We start from the raw sequence: 16,703 nt of genomic DNA on the forward strand, positions 1-16,703 counted from the left end.
TGCGTATGTTGAAGTATAAGCTGTTGGGTTTGTTGTTTTTGGGCTTGGCATTCAGTGCCATCGGGCAGAATGTTACTTTCAGGGTCGACATGCGCAATGAGAATGTCGCAGGTCAAGTGCGCCTCACTGGAGGCTTTGTAGACTGGTATGATGGCATGCTCGAAATGAGCGACCTGAACAACGACGATGTCTATGAAATCACCCTGCAGCTTCTCCCCGGCCAATACGAATACAAATTTCTGAATGGAAATTGGTCAGGCACAGAACTTTTGACGAGCCCGACGGCTGCTTATTGCACCAAAAGCTCGAATGGCAATACCAACCGAATCTTGCAACTCGGGCAAAATGATACGATTTTGCCAGTCGTCTGCTTCGATTCCTGCATGGCTTGCGGCCCATTCACGGCACCCGCTGTAGTGAACGTCACCTATCAAGTCGACATGACGGCCTTGGGCAGTGGCGCAACGTATGTCACGGGCAACAGCCTCGACAACTGGTGTGGCAACTGCATCCTCATGTCGGACGTCAACAATGACCTCATTTACGAAGTAACCCGCCCATTGGCCCCTGGCATGCATGAATTCAAGTACACGCGCAATGGTTGGACGACTGCTGAAGCCTTCTCTCCTGGTGCGCCTTGTACGGTCACCAATTTCAATTTCACGAATCGCTCGGTGTACGTGCCCATGGGTGCGGGTGCCATTACGCTCCCCGCCTCCCCCTGGAACGGCTGCCCCCCACACGATGTCAATATGTACTTGGAGGTCGACATGAGCCAAACTGTCGTTGCACCAGCCGGCGTGTTTGTTGCCGGAAATTTCAACAATTGGAGTACGACCGCCTCGCCACTCAAGGACCTTGGGCATGGAATCTGGGGCATCAATGTCGTCGCCAAAGCGGGAGACAGCCTGCGGTATCATTTCCTGAACGGCGCGACGGCAGAAGTCGTGCCTGTCGCATGCAATGATGGCAATGGCGAACGCCTGCAAATTGTACCTGACGCGACGCCGCGCATGGCTGCAGAATGCTTTGGTGGTTGCGGTCCATGCCAGGATGCGCGCTACCTCCTTTGGTCAGATGAGTTTGACGGCCCCAACATCGATGCCAGCAAATGGAATTATGACATCGGAAACGGTGTCGGGGGCTGGGGCAATACCGAGCAGCAGTTTTACACGGCAAGCCCTGACAATGCCAGCATTGTCAACGGCAATCTTGAAATTACCGCTCGCTTGCAAAGCCTTTCCGGCTTTTCCTACACCTCTGCACGCATGACGACGCGTGGAAAGGGCGATTTCACTTACGGACGCATCGAAGCAAGTTTGAAATCTCCCAAAACCCAGGCGATATGGCCCGCTTTCTGGTTGTTGCCCACCGATCAAGTTTATGGCGGATGGCCCAGCAGTGGAGAAATTGATGTTTTTGAGCTCATCGGCAGTGCCCCGGACCGTGCCCATGGCACGATTCACTACGGCCCCGCACCGGGTGCAGGACACTTCATGGATGGCAGCTATTACGATCTGCCAGGCGCAGACGACTACGCAGATGGTTTCCATGTTTATGCGATCGAATGGGAACCCAATGAAATTCGCTGGTACATGGACTCGGTGTTGTATCACTCGGTGAGCCCATGGGAGATTTCTCCTGCCGATTGGCCTTTTGACCAGAACATGCACATCCTCCTCAATGTTGCGGTGGGCGGCTATTGGCCCGGCTACCCCAATGGCAGCACGCAATTGCCGCAAACGATGACGGTCGAGTATGTGCGGGTCTACAGTTCTACACCCTTGGCGACCACCGAACCCACGGTCGAGCCAATGCTGCAGGTCTACCCCAATCCCTCCAACGGCACTTTCCAATTGGACTTGGGAATCGAACCCAAGGGCGCTGTCAGCATGGCAGTTTTGGATTTGCAGGGGCGTGTTGTGCTCACTCAAAACCTGCGTACGCGGCAATCTAGTTTTGAGCTGAAGGATCAAGCCGCCGGGATCTACTTTTTGCGGGTAGATGGTCAGAAAGGCAATGTGATCAAGAAATTGGTGCTGGTCGATTGAGGCTGGCGAATTGGGAAATGGGATTTGACAATTTAGTAGAGTGTGCTACAAGGCAACTTCTTTGTTTGGCCTGTTGCGAATCATAGCTAGATATTCTTGGGCCGCCATTTCGAAGATATCAGCATCCATTCCATCTGACTCACTTCGAGGATCACTATCGTCGTTGTGGTTGATCAGAGCCAGTCAAACGACCAATCCGATGAAGGGGTGCCTCCCCAAAGTGCGTTATTCGCAGGAAAAGCTCATCGTTGGAGGAAAAAAGGAGGCCAAGTTCGTCCTGAACTGCTTCACGCTTAGGGTCAGAATGTGATATGAGAAGCTTCCTTCATTGGCCTGCACAAGACTGAGATTTTCTAAACCATTGTAATGGACATCATCAGGTTTGCCTTTGACAAGTCTTGAAAGTCCAATGAACAATAGATTCGTGCCCCTTGCCCTGGCAAAGTCCAATTGAGAAAAGGCGCAGAATCGAATCAAAAAAGACAAGCCATTACCAATCAAAGAACATTCAGGAGCAAATCCCCTATTCCGGGGGTTCCAGAAGATACCCAATTGGACCTTGATTATCAAGGAAACTGGAAACAGGTTGTCAAATAGATATCTTCGAAAACCGATGTTGACTGTAGTCCAAGTCCCGGTTTATAAAAAAGAAAAGGCGCAGCGGAATGAGTCGCTGCGCCTTCCAAAATATTCAAAAACTCAATTAATACTTCACAACATTAAAGCTGCTGAAAGCTTCTTTTGATTGCACAGCAACCAGATATACGCCAGCGTGCAGCGCACTCAGGTCGAGGGCAACTTGGTTGGCATCTGCCTTTTGTTGATACACCAGCTTGCCCATGACATCAAAGACTTGGATCGACTCCATGGCCTGCTCTGCCTGAATCCGAAAGCCACCCGTGGTGGGGTTGGGATAATACTGAAGGCCAACGAGTTCTGGACGTTCGACAGCGACAAGATTGCCGAATTCCACGTCATCAAAATAGTAGGTCTTTTGGCCAGCCGTGGCGCCGTCGACACCAAAATTGAAGAAGATCGACAACAGGTCGTAGGTATTGCTGAGATTCAGCGCTGGAGTTCCAGTCACTTCATTGGAAAAATCGAAGACCAATGTTTCCCAACCGCCAGCCACCGTCGTGGTCTTTTCCGTTTCGACCGTGATCGTATTGTTGAGGTGATCCTCGGCCTTGAGGCGGATTTGAATTCCTGCATCGGGCGACCATACACGTACAGAAATGAAAGTCTCCATCATCGTGAATGGAATGGCCGTGGCCAAACCGCTCGGGGTGCTGATCGTGGTGCCGGCCCAAGACTGGGCACCCGCGCCTTTGATCGTTTCACCAACATGGTTCAGGGAATCGGTGGGATCGACGATCACCTGTGAGGCATTGCCTCCAAAATCGGTCATCGTGTAGTCCACCATCGAGTCCTCAAATGTGATTGGAAGGTCGATCTGCATCAGCGGATTGGCGGGTGCACCAAACATGACATCGTCAAAGAAGTAGGTTTTGGAACCGGCAGTAGCGCCATCGACACCAAAGTTGAAGAAGATCGAGACCATGTCGAAGGTATAGGTCAGATTCAGTGCGGCCGTACCGGGAGCTTCATTGCTGAAGTCAAAAACAAGTGTTTCCCAAGCATTGGCAACCGTTGTGGTGGCTTCCGTCTCGACGGAGCGGGTCGGATTCGTGTGGTCTTCGGCTTTCAGACGCACTTGGATGCCTGCATCGGGTGACCAAACCTTCACGGACATCTTGGTATCGGTGATGGTAAATGGAATGGCAGTGGCCAACCCCATCGGTGTGCTGATCGTGGTACCGGACCAGGTCGGGGCAGTGATACCTTTGATCGTCTCGGCAATGTGATTCAGGGAATTGTTGGGATCGACGATCACTTGCGAGGTATTTCCTCCAAAATCGGTCATCGTGTAGTCGGTGGTTGTCCCTTCAAAAGTGATCGGCAGATCGATTTGATCAAGCGGCATCACCGGAGCACCAAACATGACATCGTCGAAGTAGTAGACTTTGACGCCGGCAGTATTTCCGTCGGTACCAAAGTTGAAGAAGATCGACATCAAGTCGTAGGTGTTGCTCAGGTTGAGTGCGGCAGTATTCGCCACAGGCAGGCTGAAGTCAAACAGCAACGTATCCCATCCGCCAGCCACAGTCGTCATCGTTTCTGTCTCGCAAGTGATCGTGTTGTTGGTGTGGTCTTCGACTTTGAGGCGGATCGGAATGCCTGCATCAGGTGACCAAATACGCGCGGATACTACCGTATTGTTGATTGCAAATGGAATCGGATTTACAAATCCCAAACCCGTGCTGATGGTTGTTCCAGCCCACGTTTGTGCGGCAAGTCCCTTGGTGGTGATCCCAACATTGTTGAGCGAATTGAGCGGGTCAGCACCGACAACCGTAGCGTTGTTGCCAAAATCGGTCATCGTGTAATCCACCGTTGGCACGTCAAATGTCACAGGAAGATCGATTTGCGTCAACAATGGACCACCACTGCTGATGAGCTGAATGTCGTCAAAAAGGAAAGTGAAGTTCGCGCTACCGTTGCCGGCCACACCCAGATCCCAAATGAGGACAATTTTTTGGTAGGAATTCGAAGTGTTAATGGCCGAAAAGTCAAAAGTGAGCTCTTCCCAGGCATTCGCCACAGTCGACGTGTCTTCACGCTCAAAGAAAACGGCTCCATTGCTGATGTTTTCCACCTTGAACAGCACCCTTGCACCTACACGGGGCGAATAGACCTTCATTTTCCAAATCTTGTTCACGGAGAAGTCGATCGGATTGGTCATTTGCAGATAGCTGCCTGCCCAAACCTCAGGCGCATTTTTTACCATCTGCCCCACTTTGGTGCTGGTATTGATGCCCGATGATTGTGGGTTGTTGATCACTGTGGCTACACCGCCCCCGAAATCTGTCCAGGTATACGAAATCGTACCCGACTCAAAGTCGATCGGCGGTGCCAATGCCTGACCATGGGCAAATCCAAACAAAAACAAAGGAACTAGAAGTAGAAGCTTTTTCATATTCATACTGATTTATTTAGCCGTCAAAATGAACGAATGTAAAGCAAGTTATGAATTCTAGGCGAATTATTGTACATTTTACAATAACTATTTTACGAGGAAAATGTTCCACCCGTTTTCGTAGGATTTGGATCAGAACCAAAGCCGCTGAAAACATTCATCCAAATGCGTAAAATCGTCGACAGAGCCCCCAAACCACTTCAGGCGGCCATTTACAATCCAACAAAGAAGTCAACAATTTGACGAATGACCGCCCTGCTACTTCTCTCCTTCATTCCAATCCCAGGCAGCTTGGAAGCGCTTGCTAAGGGGACCGATCATCACCGTGAAGTCCCCAGGTTCGACGCGCCAGCGATTGTCCCGATCCACAAAGGCCAAGTCCTTCCTGTCTAACATGAATAGGACAAGCTTGCTTTCACCCGGTTGCAGGCTCACTTTGTCGAATCCCCGCAAACGCCTCGCAGAAGGCGTGATGCTTGCATACTCATCGCGCACATACAATTGCACGACCTCCTTACCTGCCCGATTGCCGGTATTGGTGACTTGCACACTGATCATGACCGAATCCAAAGCGCCGACAGTCGTCTTGTTGACCAGCAGTTCACTGTATCCAAATTGGGTATAGCTCATCCCTTCTCCAAAACGATACTGTGGGCGGATCGCATTGTTCCCGAATTGTGGGTCTCGCGTCTCCGAAGTCTTATAATCGTCGTGGATCAGGTCGCCTGTATAGCGCGGGTATGTGTACGGGAGTTTTCCCGATGGATTGATGATCCCATAGAGGACCTCCGCGATCGCTTGGCCACCTTCATCTCCGGGCAGGTAGGCCATCACAACGCCTTTGGCCAACGGTTCGATAGCAGAAATGATGCGTGGCCTGCCTTCAAGCAAGACCAAAACAATCGGTTTTCCAGTGCGGGCAGCCTCTTGGACCAATGCCTGCTGCGCCTGCGACAAGTCGAGCGACACGATGTCACCCGGCTTCTCGGTACTCGGCTTCTCGCCGATGCACAAAACGATGACATCGGCTTGCGCTGCCGCTGTGGCGATGGCCGGTGCCGCGCTGTCGGCAAAGGACATATCGAGCAGGGTGACGTTGGCCGGGCCCCCGATGGTCCGCATGGCCTCAAATACCGTCGATTTTCCAGCAGTGTTGAAGCGCGTCTCCTCGCCCTGCCATGTATGCGTCCATGCGCCATTGAGCGCATTGAGTGAGTGCGCGCCCGGACCTGCAACCAGCACACGGCTTGTTTTGGACAGCGGTAGCACGGCGTTGTCATTCTTGAGCAAGGTCACGGATTCGCGGGCAGCATTCAGGGCGATGTCGGCAAATTCCTTGGAGGCAAATTTCCCAAATCCATCCAGATTCGGGAGCGGATCATCAAAAAGGCCCAGCTTGAACTTCACTGTCAAAATACGTCGCACAGCCTCATCGAGGCGGCTTTCGGGGACCTCACCCTTGCGCACGAGATCGACGAGGTACGTCGCGAAATCAAATTGCAGCGGCACCATGCTCATGTCCATCCCTGCCATCACCGCCATTTTCACAGCCTCACGCTCCGTTGCGGCAACCCGGTGTACCGAGTGAAGCATCTTCACATCTTCCCAGTCAGAGACCGTGAATCCTTTGAAGCCCATCTTGCCGCGCAAGGTGGTCGTGAGGAGGTCATAATTGGCGTGAACCGGAATGCCATTGATCTCGCCCGAATTGATCATGATCGTCTGTGCCCCGGCATCGATGCCAGCTTGAAAAACGGGTAAAAAGTACTCTTTGAGCTGCCGATCCGAGATCCAGGCTGGTGTGCGGTCCTTGCCGGAAAGCGGCATCGAGTAACCGACAAAATGTTTGAGGCATGCCGCGACTTTTTCAGAATCGGCACCCAGCGAATCGCCTTGGTAGCCCTTCACAATCGCAGTTGCCATGGCTTTTGCCAGAAAGACATCTTCTCCAAATGTTTCAAATATGCGAGACCAAAGCGGTTGCCGGCCAAGATCGAGGACAGGTGAAAAATTCCATGGAATGCCTGAAGCGCGGGTCTCATAGGCCGTCACCATTCCGCATTGCGCAGCAAAACGGGGATCCCAAGTTGCAGCCAAACCGATTTCCTGAGGGAAAAGCGTAGCTCCTACCGTGTAGTTCGCGCCGTGGATCGCATCGACGCCGTACAATACGGGTAGTTTGGGGCGACCGGCCGGAGTTTTGTAAGCATGGATTTCCTTGAGAAGGCGGTGCCACGTCGGCAGATCCATGGTGTGACCCACATTGTTGAGGATGGAGCCTACGCGATAAATACCGAGTGCAGAATCCAGTTTCATCTGATCAAAAGCCGCCGGCAATTTGATCTTGCCGTTACCATCCCTTTGCAGCAGCATTTCCAGCGTCACCTGTGTCATTTGACCTGCCTTTTCCTCCAAGCTCATTTGGGAAAGCACTTGCTCGACCTGCTTGTCATAACGGGAAAGGGGGCCGTCTTGATAGGCCTGGTTTTCAACTTGCGTGCTGGGTTCGATGCCCTTGCAGCCGATCGTCATCACCAAAGCGAAGGCAGACAACGTTACCCAACTTATGGGCATTTTACGCGGAGAGGAAGCGCCTGAGCGTACTTTGTGCATCATTGGCAGGAGCCAATTGGCACCCAAAACAAGCATTAGCCCGAGCGAAGCCAACATCCATCCGAAGTCCATCACCATTTGATTCAGTGTTAAATTCCCATCAATTAACGCAAAATAAGCTGTTAAATTTAGGGAGTACTGGCTTCTTGTGCAAATTACAATAAGGCGCATACCCCTTCCGCAAACGCCTACCGCTCTTAGCCGACGAATGTTTGCAATTCGATTTGAGATCTACCCCACCCTTTTTCGCCGGAAAAATGAATCCCTGCAAATGTTGGTCACGGACAAACCAGCAAATACATGGGATACTTGAGTAGCATCAATTCCCCGGAATTCTACCAAATATCAGATTTTCCAAGCTGCGTCCCAAAAATTGAGATTTGCACTTTTTTGAATATGAGGGATTTACGCGCTCATGCGCCTACATAAGCCTAACCTTTGGTATTGCCATCCGTACAGAAACCATGGATTTTGCCTCCTCAGATCAGAAGTTGAACAGCAAGGGTTGCGTGGATTGTTGATTCGGATGTAAAAACGTTTCGGTTATGGATGCTGCGAAAAAAAGGGACCGTTCCTGGGGACGGAAGGAATTCTTTTTGGGTATGTTTTTGGTGGCAGGGCTGACGAATGGGGTGGCTGCCGCCGATTTGGAAAAGGAATTTGTTTGGAAGAGCTTCGGCGAATCGGAAACATTAAAAGTCAAGGTTCCCGAGGCGATGCATTCCCACTATGCTGGCAAGACCCGCTCCTATCAGTATGGAAACTACATCAAGGAAGATGTTGGTTTTGAACTCACTGCACGCTTGGCTGCGGCATTTGACCGGCGGGCGATCGAGGAAAATCTGACCGAATGGGAGAAGATCAACATGGTGATCGACTTCGTCCAAAGCCTTCAATATCAAACAGAAACGGGCGAATACCCCAAATACCCGATCGAAACGCTGCGCGATGGCGGCGGTGATTGCGAAGACACCTCCATCCTACTCGCCGCCGTGCTTGACAAAATGGGCATCGACTGTGTGCTGCTGTCGCCTCCCGGCCACATGTCCGTCGGCCTTTCCATCACGGGCCTCACCGGCCAACATTATCTTTGGGCAGGCAAAAAGTACTTCTACGTCGAAACAACCGGTCAAAACTGGGAAGTCGGCGCCGTTCCCGCTGCCTATCAGGGAACTGCCAAAATCTACGCTTTGCCTGCATCCACCACGGAAAGGCACACCGCCGTTGCACATACGATTGCAACCGACGAACCCGCCGAGGAAGCCCTTTTGTTGTTGGCTTTTCACCGCTCCCCTAACGGATTTGAAGATCCGAAAACCCACAAAAAAGTGTATCAATACAGCGTACACCTCGAAAGCGACGCCGCCACACTCGGCGAAATCCAAGAGGTGCAATACCGCAAAGTGGCCTCCTCGACCGCGGAACAAGGAAAAATTCTTTGGATGCGCGCCTATGACCTGGAAAATCAGTTCCGGCAGGAATGGACCGATGCGGGACATGTCCCCATACAAGTGCGGATTTTCTTCAAGGACGGTTCCATGGTGCAGACGCTGATTGACTTCGCGCCCAACATCACAGCGGATTGATCACCACCAACCCGGCTTGCTGCGTTTCCGCGTCGATGTCGACCGTGATCTGCCACCCAAGCCAAGCACACCCAAGATGCCGCGCGTGACTTCGCGCACGATGGTCGTCCCCACCGAACTCGTTGCCACACGCTCAAACGTGCTTTTCTGCGAACGTTGCGTACGGGATTCGCGCTCCTCCTGTTTGCGGCGAAGTTCATCCTCCTTTTCTTTCAATTCGGCTTCCTTGCGTTGCAATTCAGCTTTTTCAGCAGCTTCTTCTGCCTCGGCGAGCTTTTCGTTGAGCAATTCGTAGGCGCTTTCACGGTCCATTTCCGTGTTGTATTTGTTCACGAGCTTGGAACTGCTCACGATCTCGCGCACCTCTGCATCCGAAAGCACGTCCATGCGTGACTGCGGAGCGCGCAAGTAGGTATGCACGAGGGGCGTCGGAATGCCTTTTTCGTCGAGGGCGGTCACCAAAGCTTCGCCGATGCCCATTTGGGTGAGCAATTCGTCGACTTGGTAATATTCTGTAATCGGGAAGTTCTCGGCGGCAAGTTTGATGCCTTTTCTATCCTTGGCGGTGAATGCGCGGAGTGCATGTTGCACCTTCAGACCCAATTGCGAAAGCACCGCTGTCGGCACGTCATCCGGATTTTGTGTGCAGAAAAACAACCCGACGCCTTTGGAGCGGATGAGCTTGACCATCGTTTCGATTTGGTCCATCAGCGCACCCGAAGCCTCCTCAAAAATCAAGTGGGCCTCGTCGATGAAAATCACCAATTTCGGCGCATCCATGTCGCCTTCTTCCGGAAATGTCTGGTAAATCTCAGCCAACAGACACAACATAAACGTCGAAAACATCTTCGGACGGTCTTGGATATCATTCAGCCTCAAGACATTGATCACGCCGTAGCCATCGTCGCTGATACGGGTCAAGTCTTCCACTTCGAATGACTTTTCGCCGAAGAACAACTCTGCACCCTGTTGCTCCATTTCCACGATTTTGCGCAGAATGATGCCGGTCGTGCTTGTGCTGACCTTGCCGTATTCCTTTTCAATCTCCGCCTTGCCTTCGTTGGTGATGTATTGCAGCACCTTTTTCAGATCCTTGAGATCCAGCAACGGCAGGCAATTGTCGTCGCACCATTTGAAGATCAAGGAGAGCACGCTCCCCTGTACATCATTCAGCTCCAAGATCTTGCCCATCAACACCGGCCCGAATTCAGAAACCGTCGCACGCATGCGTAAGCCATCCTGCTTGGAAATCGTCAAAAGTTCAACAGGATAGCCGTTGGGTGTCCATGGGAGACCGATTTTGTCTTGACGTTCCTTGATTTTTGGATTTTCAGTTCCGGCCGCGGCCAACCCGCTGATGTCGCCTTTGATGTCCATCATCAGGACCGGAATGCTGAGCAAGGAGAGATTTTCGGCGAGGACTTGGAGGGTTTTGGTTTTTCCGGTTCCGGTCGCGCCGGCAATCAAGCCATGCCGGTTGAGCGTTTTCAGCGGAATGCTCACCATGGCATCGGTCAGGAGCTCGTTGTTGAGCATGGAAGCACCCAACGTGATCGATTCACCCTTGAAGGTGTATCCCGCCTGAACCTTTTTGACAAATTCCTCCTTGTTGGCCATTGTTTTCTGTGTTTCTGAATTGAGTCAGCAAAAATAGGATTTTTTGGGAATGGATGCCCGTTCAAACCCGCCTTCGCTGAATTTGAGGATATGACTTTTGACATGGAAGCAGTTGAGGATTGGAAACGGTATAAGATTCAGGTTGAGATGGCAGGAAAAAAGAAAACTATCCCGTTTCCTTGGATTTCATGATCAATTGAAATAACCGTTTGTATCAGTCGATGAAGCAGACTCCAGTATCGGACGAATGATCATTCACGGTTGCCAATTCATCCAAGCGATACGTTTCACCATTGTCAAAAGTGATGAATTCCGCCCCGCTTCTCGTGAAAACGTCCTTGATTTTCGTATCAAATCTATTCATCCCGCCCTTCAATAGGACAGTGACCGTTTGAGCCCGGGTAGCAAAATCGAGCAATCGGTCATGGAAACCGCAATTCACGGGAATATATCGCTCAGGGCTCATCAAGAATGCAGTTTAGCCAGCTTACCCAAATCCTCGGGCGTGTCCACCGCCTGCGATTCGAGAGTTGTTTCGGCGACGTAAATGGGCATGCCGTGTTCCATCCATCGCAATTGCTCTAAGGATTCGGCCTTTTCCAGCATCCCGCGTTGCATCCCTCGTATGCGCGAGAGCCCTTCTTTGGAATAGCCATAAATGCCAATATGCTTGAAATAACCGCGTTCGCGCAAGAATTCTGCCTCCTGCGTCGTGTCGCGCATATACGGGATCGGACTCCGGCTGAAATAAATCGCTTGACCGTCCAATGCAAAAACGACCTTGATCGTATTCGGATTTTGCAATTCGTTCAAGTCGGCCAATTGCTTCACAAGCGTCCCGACAAAGGCGCCCGTGCGGCTACGCAAGATATCGCAGACTTGGTCGATTTGTCGCGGATCGATATAGGGTTCGTCGCCTTGAATGTTGATGTAGGCTTCAAATTCAGGCATTTTCTCGGCGACTTCCAAGATTCTGTCCGTGCCGCTCGGATGCGCATTCGAAGTCAAAATGACCTTGCCGCCAAATCCCGTCACATGGTCGAAGATGCTTGCATCATCCGTGGCAACATAAACGTCGGCCAAACCCCGTGCTTTGCAAGCCTGTTCATAGACGCGCTGCACCATTGACTTGCCTGCGATCTCGACCAAGGGCTTGCCCGGAAAGCGCGTCGAAGCAAACCGCGCTGGAATCACTCCCAAAATTTTCATGCACCCGTGATTTTTTTCACGATCAAACTTAAGCTTTTCACGCGTTCGATAATCACGCGCTCGCCTTTTCCGATGTAACCTTCGTTGGCCTCGGCATCATATTGTTTGCCACCTATATATATGTGTCCTACCGGGCGCAGGTCCGTGATCGCATCAGCCTCCAATCCTACCAAGGCCAAAAGATCTTTGGGCAACGCGGTATAGCCATCATTTTTATCCTGTGTTGTTTGGTCGACAAACGGATGGGCCGCTTTGGAAGAAACCAGGAATTTCGCGGCCCAAAGCACGAGAATGATCGCGATGCTCAGAAAGACCAGCACGGAGGCCACCGTACTCAAAATCTCAGGCAGGGTGACATAGTCGAGATTCGTTCCATTGTTTTCCAGCATGGCAGCCGTGACCCCTAACAAGGTCAAAATCAGCCCTAAAACACCTGCGACGCCAAATCCCGGCAAGACAAACAACTCCAAGGCCAAGAGAATGACACCGAGAATGAACACCGCAACTTCCCAGCTTTCAGCAAGTCCATTCACATAATGCGGCACAAAAAAGAGGAAGGCGGCCATCAGTGCAATGATCCCGCCTTTGCCCATCCCGGCAGTTTTCAATTCCAGAAAAATGCCCGCAAACAACAAAATCAACAAAATCGAACTCACCGCGGGGAGATTGAGAAAGTCGATCACTTTGTCGGCTTTGGTGCCTTCGTAGTAAATGAGCTGCGCATCCTGCAAACCGAATGCAGCTGCAACTTCTTTCAAATTCGCCTTTGTTCCTTCGGAATAGCCGTTGGCAATCGCATCTTGATTGGTAAACGTAATCACCTGTCCGGCAGGGCTCAGGCCTGGAATTTCCAGGTTTTGGTCGACCATTTTCTCGGCAATCTTGGGATCGCGGCCCTTCACCTCGGCGGTTGCGCGCATCACGCCGCGCCAATAGCTCTGATATTTGTCGATGGCGGCTGCGCCCGTTTCACCATCCACGACGGTCGCCGCGCCGATGCTTGCTCCGGGAGCCATGAAAATCGAGTCGCAGGCGATGGAAATCAAGGCGCCTGCCGACCCGGCATTGCGATCGATGAAGACTGCGGTCGGAATCTTGCTGTCGAGGATGCGGGCACGAATGGTGTCTGCAAAATCCACGCGTCCGCCGTAGGTATCGAGGTGAATGATGACCAAATCGGCCTTGGCCTCTGCTGCGGCATTAAATCCTCTGGTGAAATAGCGGGCTGCCGGACCGTGAACTTCGTCCTTCAAAGTCAGCACAAAGACCTTTTGTTGTGCCGAAAGCATGTTCAGGAAGGCAAAAAAGCCCAAAAAGGCGATGAAAAAACGTTTTGTGTAAGGGTTCATCTCAATTTCTTGACCAATCTTTGTCCTTCATTACTCTAAATTTAGGCAAATAGTTTCAATTCCCGTCGCAGATGTTGAAAATGCAAAGTCATCGGTTTGAAGCGCTTGTTTGGACAGTGCGTGTGGATGCAAAGGCGTCCACTTTGGCAGTGCAATTGCGAGATGGCACCCCAAAATGGGCGGGTTATTGCATGATCGACCTTGCAACCGGGCAAACCGGCCCGATCATTTCGCTCGAAAATGCCTGGTGGACCGAATTATTGGGCGTTTCGGGCAATTTGATGCAGATCGGGCGCTACGGTGACGGCGCATTGCCTGTCATTTCCGAAACTTTTGCCATTGACGGGACCCAAGCCTTGGTCATCACAGACTTCCAATGGAATCCTGAGGTACAGGAAGAAGAATTGAAGGTCCCTTCGAATCTTGCGAATCCCTCCATCGACCTCAGTCCTACCCCACTTCCAGGAAGTTGGGTCGCCGAATTGCAGCAAAAATCCTTGCACCTGCGCGCATGGCATCACGCGGACGTAGCAGGCGCCTCCCTCCGCTTGGGAATCTGGTCGGATGCAACCCTTCAATTCCAAATAACCCTTGAAGAAAACATGGACAAGCTCAATCCCTCGCCCTTTTTTGTGGCGGGCAATTGGCTGATTTTCATTCGCAACCGAATGGAACTTTGCTGGATCAATCTTGCCGAATCCTAAGCTCAGTCCTGATCAAGGACGTCCTTGACGGCTTTCAACTTGGCGCGAAACTCGTCGGTCACCTCGGGAAAGTGCATGTCCAGACTTTTCAATTCGCCGAGAATGATCCGCGAAATGATCAAGCGTGCATTTTTCTTGTCGTTGGCAGGAATCACATACCACGGAGAATTGGGCGAACTCGTCTTGTCGAGCAGTTCCTGGTAACAATCCATGTACTTTTCCCAGTCTTTGCGTTCTTCGACGTCTTGCAGGCTCATCTTCCAGTTCTTCTCCGGCTGATCAATGCGATCGAGCAAACGGCGCTTCTGCTCTTCTTTGGAAATGTTGAGGAAGAATTTGACCACGCGGCAACCGTTGCGGTGCTGGAAATCTTCGAAGTTGTTGATGTCCTTGTAGCGGTCTTCCCAGATTTTGTTTTCGTCAGCGATGAGGTCTTTAGGGATGCGCTGGTAATTGCGCAGAATTTCGGGATGGACTTTGACCACCAACACCTCTTCATAATAGGAGCGGTTGAAAATGCCGATTCGCCCACGTTCGGGAAGGCAGCAGGTCGTGCGCCACATCCAATCGTGGTCGAGTTCCATGTCGCTCGGTCGCTTAAATGTAAACACCTGTACACCCGTCACATTGATGCCTGACATCACATGTTTGATCGCACCGTCCTTACCGGCCGTGTCCATGCCTTGAAAAATCAGCAACAGCGAATAGCGGTCGTAGGCATAGAGCATGTCTTGGAGCGACTGCATTTTCTCCGTGTATTCGCCCATCAAATCCTCGTACTCGTCCTTGTTTTTGTAAACATCCGGGATTTCGGTCGGGATTTTGGAAAGATTGGCCGATTTGCCCGGCGCATAGCGAAAGTCTTCTATTTTGATCTTGGATTCCATTTTCAATGCTAGCTAAAAGCGATGATGCCCTTGGCAGCCGTGGAAATTTAGCAAAAATCCCGAAACAAAGCTGATTTGTTCAATTACGAAACGACCGGGGCCTAGGAAAACTGCCAGAAATCCATTGTGTTGATGCCCTTGAACCGATTCGAGGATTTCCGCTAGATTTGCCGCATGGTGAATTTGAAGAATCATTGCGGCCTTTTCCAATTGAGGATTGCTGCCTTGGTTGTGCTGCTCGTTGCGAATCTCCCTGTTTTCGGGCAAGGCCGCATCAAATTTGAGAAAACGCGACACGATTTCGGGGAAGTCAAGGAAGAGAATGGCTTGGTCGGAACCGTCTTCGAATTCAACAACGAAGGCTCCAAACCGCTCAAAGTGCTCTCCGCCAAGGCTTCCTGCGGATGTACAACCCCCGTTTTCAGCCGTGATTCGATTTTACCTGGTGAAAAGGGCAAGATCAAGGTCGAATACAACCCCATGGGCAGGCCGGGGATGTTCAACAAGGAAATTCTGGTGGAAACCAATGGTTCGCCGCAGTATGTCAGCCTCACGATTCACGGCAAAGTCACGCCGCGCGTGCGCGGGCCGGTGGATTTCTACCCCTTCGAGGAAGGAGCCATTCGCTTCAAAACGAACCACTTGACCTACGGATCCATTTTTGTCGACGACACGGTCACGCAATCGACCATTCTCTACAACCAAGGCAAGAAGGCGATCCAATTCAGCAAATCCAGCAGCAAAGTGCCTAGCCATTTGAAGCCGAAGATGACCAAAACGACGCTCGCGCCCGGCGACACGCTCACCTTGTGGGTGACCTATATCGCGAGCCTCAAAAAGGACTGGGGATTTGCATTCGACAACATCTACCTCTCCACCAACGATCCCGACCGCCCCATGAAACGCCTGAATATCAGTGCAGAAATCCACGAAAAGTTCAATCCGGCAGACAAAGCCAATGCGCCCAATTTGAGCTTGACCAAAACCCTGATCGACCTCGGCGAAGTGAAGGAGGGCGACATGCCCATTGCAGTTTTCGAATTCAAAAACACCGGAAAAAGCCCAATGCATGTGCGCAAGCTCACTGCATCCTGCAGTTGCATCGAAGTGACGAGCAACAAGGTGCTCGAACCGGGCGAATCGGGCGAAATCAAGCTCAGGTTCAATTCCCGCGGCCGTATCGGCGAGTTTGAAAAGGATGCCGAATTGATCTGCAACGATCCCAATCAGGCCGTCACGACCTTGCAAATCAAAGGCACAGTCGTCAGGGAAGGCGCAGCCGAGGGCAATTGAGTACGCAGACTTCCCAATCCTGAAGTCCTGATTCCCAACGAATTCGAGGAAAAAGCTGACGACAAAACCGTTGAGACAGCATTTTTGTACAGTTCGCACAAATGGCAAACAACTGCATGCCGAAATGCGTATATTGGAGTACAGGATGCAAAATGTGCCTATTTATTTGATTCCTGGTTACTTTCATTAGCAGGCTAGTAACGAAAGTTCACCGTCTTGGCCCTCAAGACGGTGATTTTTTTGTGGGGAATGGGGGGGATTCAGTTCCTTCAAAGAAATCGTGCAAGTTTTCCCCTCCCCAAAAAACCCTGACAACCATCATCAAAAATTCTCCCTAACAATTGCTAGTTTTGCAAT

11 protein-coding genes are annotated in these 16,703 nt (G+C 51.3%); 4 read left to right on the top strand and 7 right to left on the bottom strand.

What is annotated here, in order from left to right:
- Positions 1–5: 5 nt before the first annotated feature.
- Complete coding sequence (locus IPN95_04215) at positions 6–2,051, top strand: family 16 glycosylhydrolase (GenBank protein ID MBK9448610.1); 2,046 nt, start codon at positions 6–8, stop codon at positions 2,049–2,051.
- A gap of 703 nt (positions 2,052–2,754) precedes the next feature.
- On the opposite strand, the gene IPN95_04220 is transcribed toward IPN95_04215, so the two are convergent.
- Positions 2,755–5,088, bottom strand: a complete 2,334-nt coding sequence (locus IPN95_04220; GenBank protein ID MBK9448611.1) for a T9SS type A sorting domain-containing protein — start codon at positions 5,086–5,088, stop codon at positions 2,755–2,757.
- 258 nt (positions 5,089–5,346) lie between these two features.
- Complete coding sequence (locus IPN95_04225; protein MBK9448612.1) at positions 5,347–7,701, bottom strand: glycoside hydrolase family 3 C-terminal domain-containing protein; 2,355 nt, start codon at positions 7,699–7,701, stop codon at positions 5,347–5,349.
- A gap of 545 nt (positions 7,702–8,246) precedes the next feature.
- Between IPN95_04225 and IPN95_04230 the strand changes: the two genes are divergently transcribed.
- A complete protein-coding gene (locus tag IPN95_04230; GenBank protein MBK9448613.1) occupies positions 8,247–9,287 on the top strand; it encodes a hypothetical protein in 1,041 nt (346 codons plus the stop codon).
- Here the strand turns inward: IPN95_04230 and IPN95_04235 are convergent, their stop codons facing one another.
- The 4 genes from IPN95_04235 to IPN95_04250 form a co-directional block, all read right to left on the bottom strand.
- The gene (locus IPN95_04235; protein MBK9448614.1) at positions 9,288–10,904 is read right to left on the bottom strand and encodes a DUF853 family protein; all 1,617 of its coding nucleotides are present in this window, start codon (positions 10,902–10,904) and stop codon (positions 9,288–9,290) included.
- Between the two features lie 214 nt (positions 10,905–11,118).
- Positions 11,119–11,268, bottom strand: a complete 150-nt coding sequence (locus tag IPN95_04240) for a hypothetical protein (GenBank protein ID MBK9448615.1) — start codon at positions 11,266–11,268, stop codon at positions 11,119–11,121.
- A gap of 101 nt (positions 11,269–11,369) precedes the next feature.
- Positions 11,370–12,113, bottom strand: coding sequence for a 3-deoxy-manno-octulosonate cytidylyltransferase (gene kdsB, locus IPN95_04245; protein MBK9448616.1), 744 nt, complete (start codon positions 12,111–12,113; stop codon positions 11,370–11,372).
- A complete protein-coding gene (locus IPN95_04250) occupies positions 12,110–13,462 on the bottom strand; it encodes a nodulation protein NfeD (protein MBK9448617.1) in 1,353 nt (450 codons plus the stop codon). Before IPN95_04250 ends, kdsB begins: the two co-directional genes overlap by 4 nt.
- Positions 13,463–13,533: 71 nt before the next feature.
- Between IPN95_04250 and IPN95_04255 the strand changes: the two genes are divergently transcribed.
- On the top strand, positions 13,534–14,166 hold the full coding sequence (locus IPN95_04255) for a hypothetical protein (protein MBK9448618.1): 633 nt from the start codon (positions 13,534–13,536) through the stop codon (positions 14,164–14,166).
- A gap of 2 nt (positions 14,167–14,168) precedes the next feature.
- Here IPN95_04255 and IPN95_04260 read toward each other — a convergent pair whose 3' ends face one another.
- The gene (locus IPN95_04260) at positions 14,169–15,053 is read right to left on the bottom strand and encodes a polyphosphate kinase 2 family protein (GenBank protein ID MBK9448619.1); all 885 of its coding nucleotides are present in this window, start codon (positions 15,051–15,053) and stop codon (positions 14,169–14,171) included.
- A 174-nt stretch (positions 15,054–15,227) separates the two neighbouring features.
- On the opposite strand from IPN95_04260, the gene IPN95_04265 reads away from it, so the two are divergent.
- Positions 15,228–16,346: a DUF1573 domain-containing protein gene (locus tag IPN95_04265; GenBank protein MBK9448620.1), complete on the top strand. Its 1,119-nt coding sequence runs from the start codon at positions 15,228–15,230 to the stop codon at positions 16,344–16,346.
- The last annotated feature ends 357 nt before the right edge of the window (positions 16,347–16,703 follow it).

The sequence above is a fragment of the Bacteroidota bacterium genome, from assembly GCA_016718825.1.
Classification (GTDB): domain Bacteria; phylum Bacteroidota; class Bacteroidia; order J057; family JADKCL01; genus JADKCL01.

Coding starts and splice junctions, on each gene's coding strand:
- IPN95_04255 (MBK9448618.1), top strand. CDS start 13,534: ATGTTGAAAATGCAAAGTCATCGGTTTGAAGCGCTTGTTTGGACAGTG.
- kdsB (MBK9448616.1), bottom strand. CDS start 12,113: ATGAAAATTTTGGGAGTGATTCCAGCGCGGTTTGCTTCGACGCGCTTT.
- IPN95_04220 (MBK9448611.1), bottom strand. CDS start 5,088: ATGAAAAAGCTTCTACTTCTAGTTCCTTTGTTTTTGTTTGGATTTGCC.
- IPN95_04265 (MBK9448620.1), top strand. CDS start 15,228: ATGGTGAATTTGAAGAATCATTGCGGCCTTTTCCAATTGAGGATTGCT.
- IPN95_04225 (MBK9448612.1), bottom strand. CDS start 7,701: ATGCACAAAGTACGCTCAGGCGCTTCCTCTCCGCGTAAAATGCCCATA.
- IPN95_04235 (MBK9448614.1), bottom strand. CDS start 10,904: ATGGCCAACAAGGAGGAATTTGTCAAAAAGGTTCAGGCGGGATACACC.
- IPN95_04215 (MBK9448610.1), top strand. CDS start 6: ATGTTGAAGTATAAGCTGTTGGGTTTGTTGTTTTTGGGCTTGGCATTC.
- IPN95_04250 (MBK9448617.1), bottom strand. CDS start 13,462: ATGAACCCTTACACAAAACGTTTTTTCATCGCCTTTTTGGGCTTTTTT.
- IPN95_04260 (MBK9448619.1), bottom strand. CDS start 15,053: ATGGAATCCAAGATCAAAATAGAAGACTTTCGCTATGCGCCGGGCAAA.
- IPN95_04230 (MBK9448613.1), top strand. CDS start 8,247: ATGGATGCTGCGAAAAAAAGGGACCGTTCCTGGGGACGGAAGGAATTC.
- IPN95_04240 (MBK9448615.1), bottom strand. CDS start 11,268: ATGAATAGATTTGATACGAAAATCAAGGACGTTTTCACGAGAAGCGGG.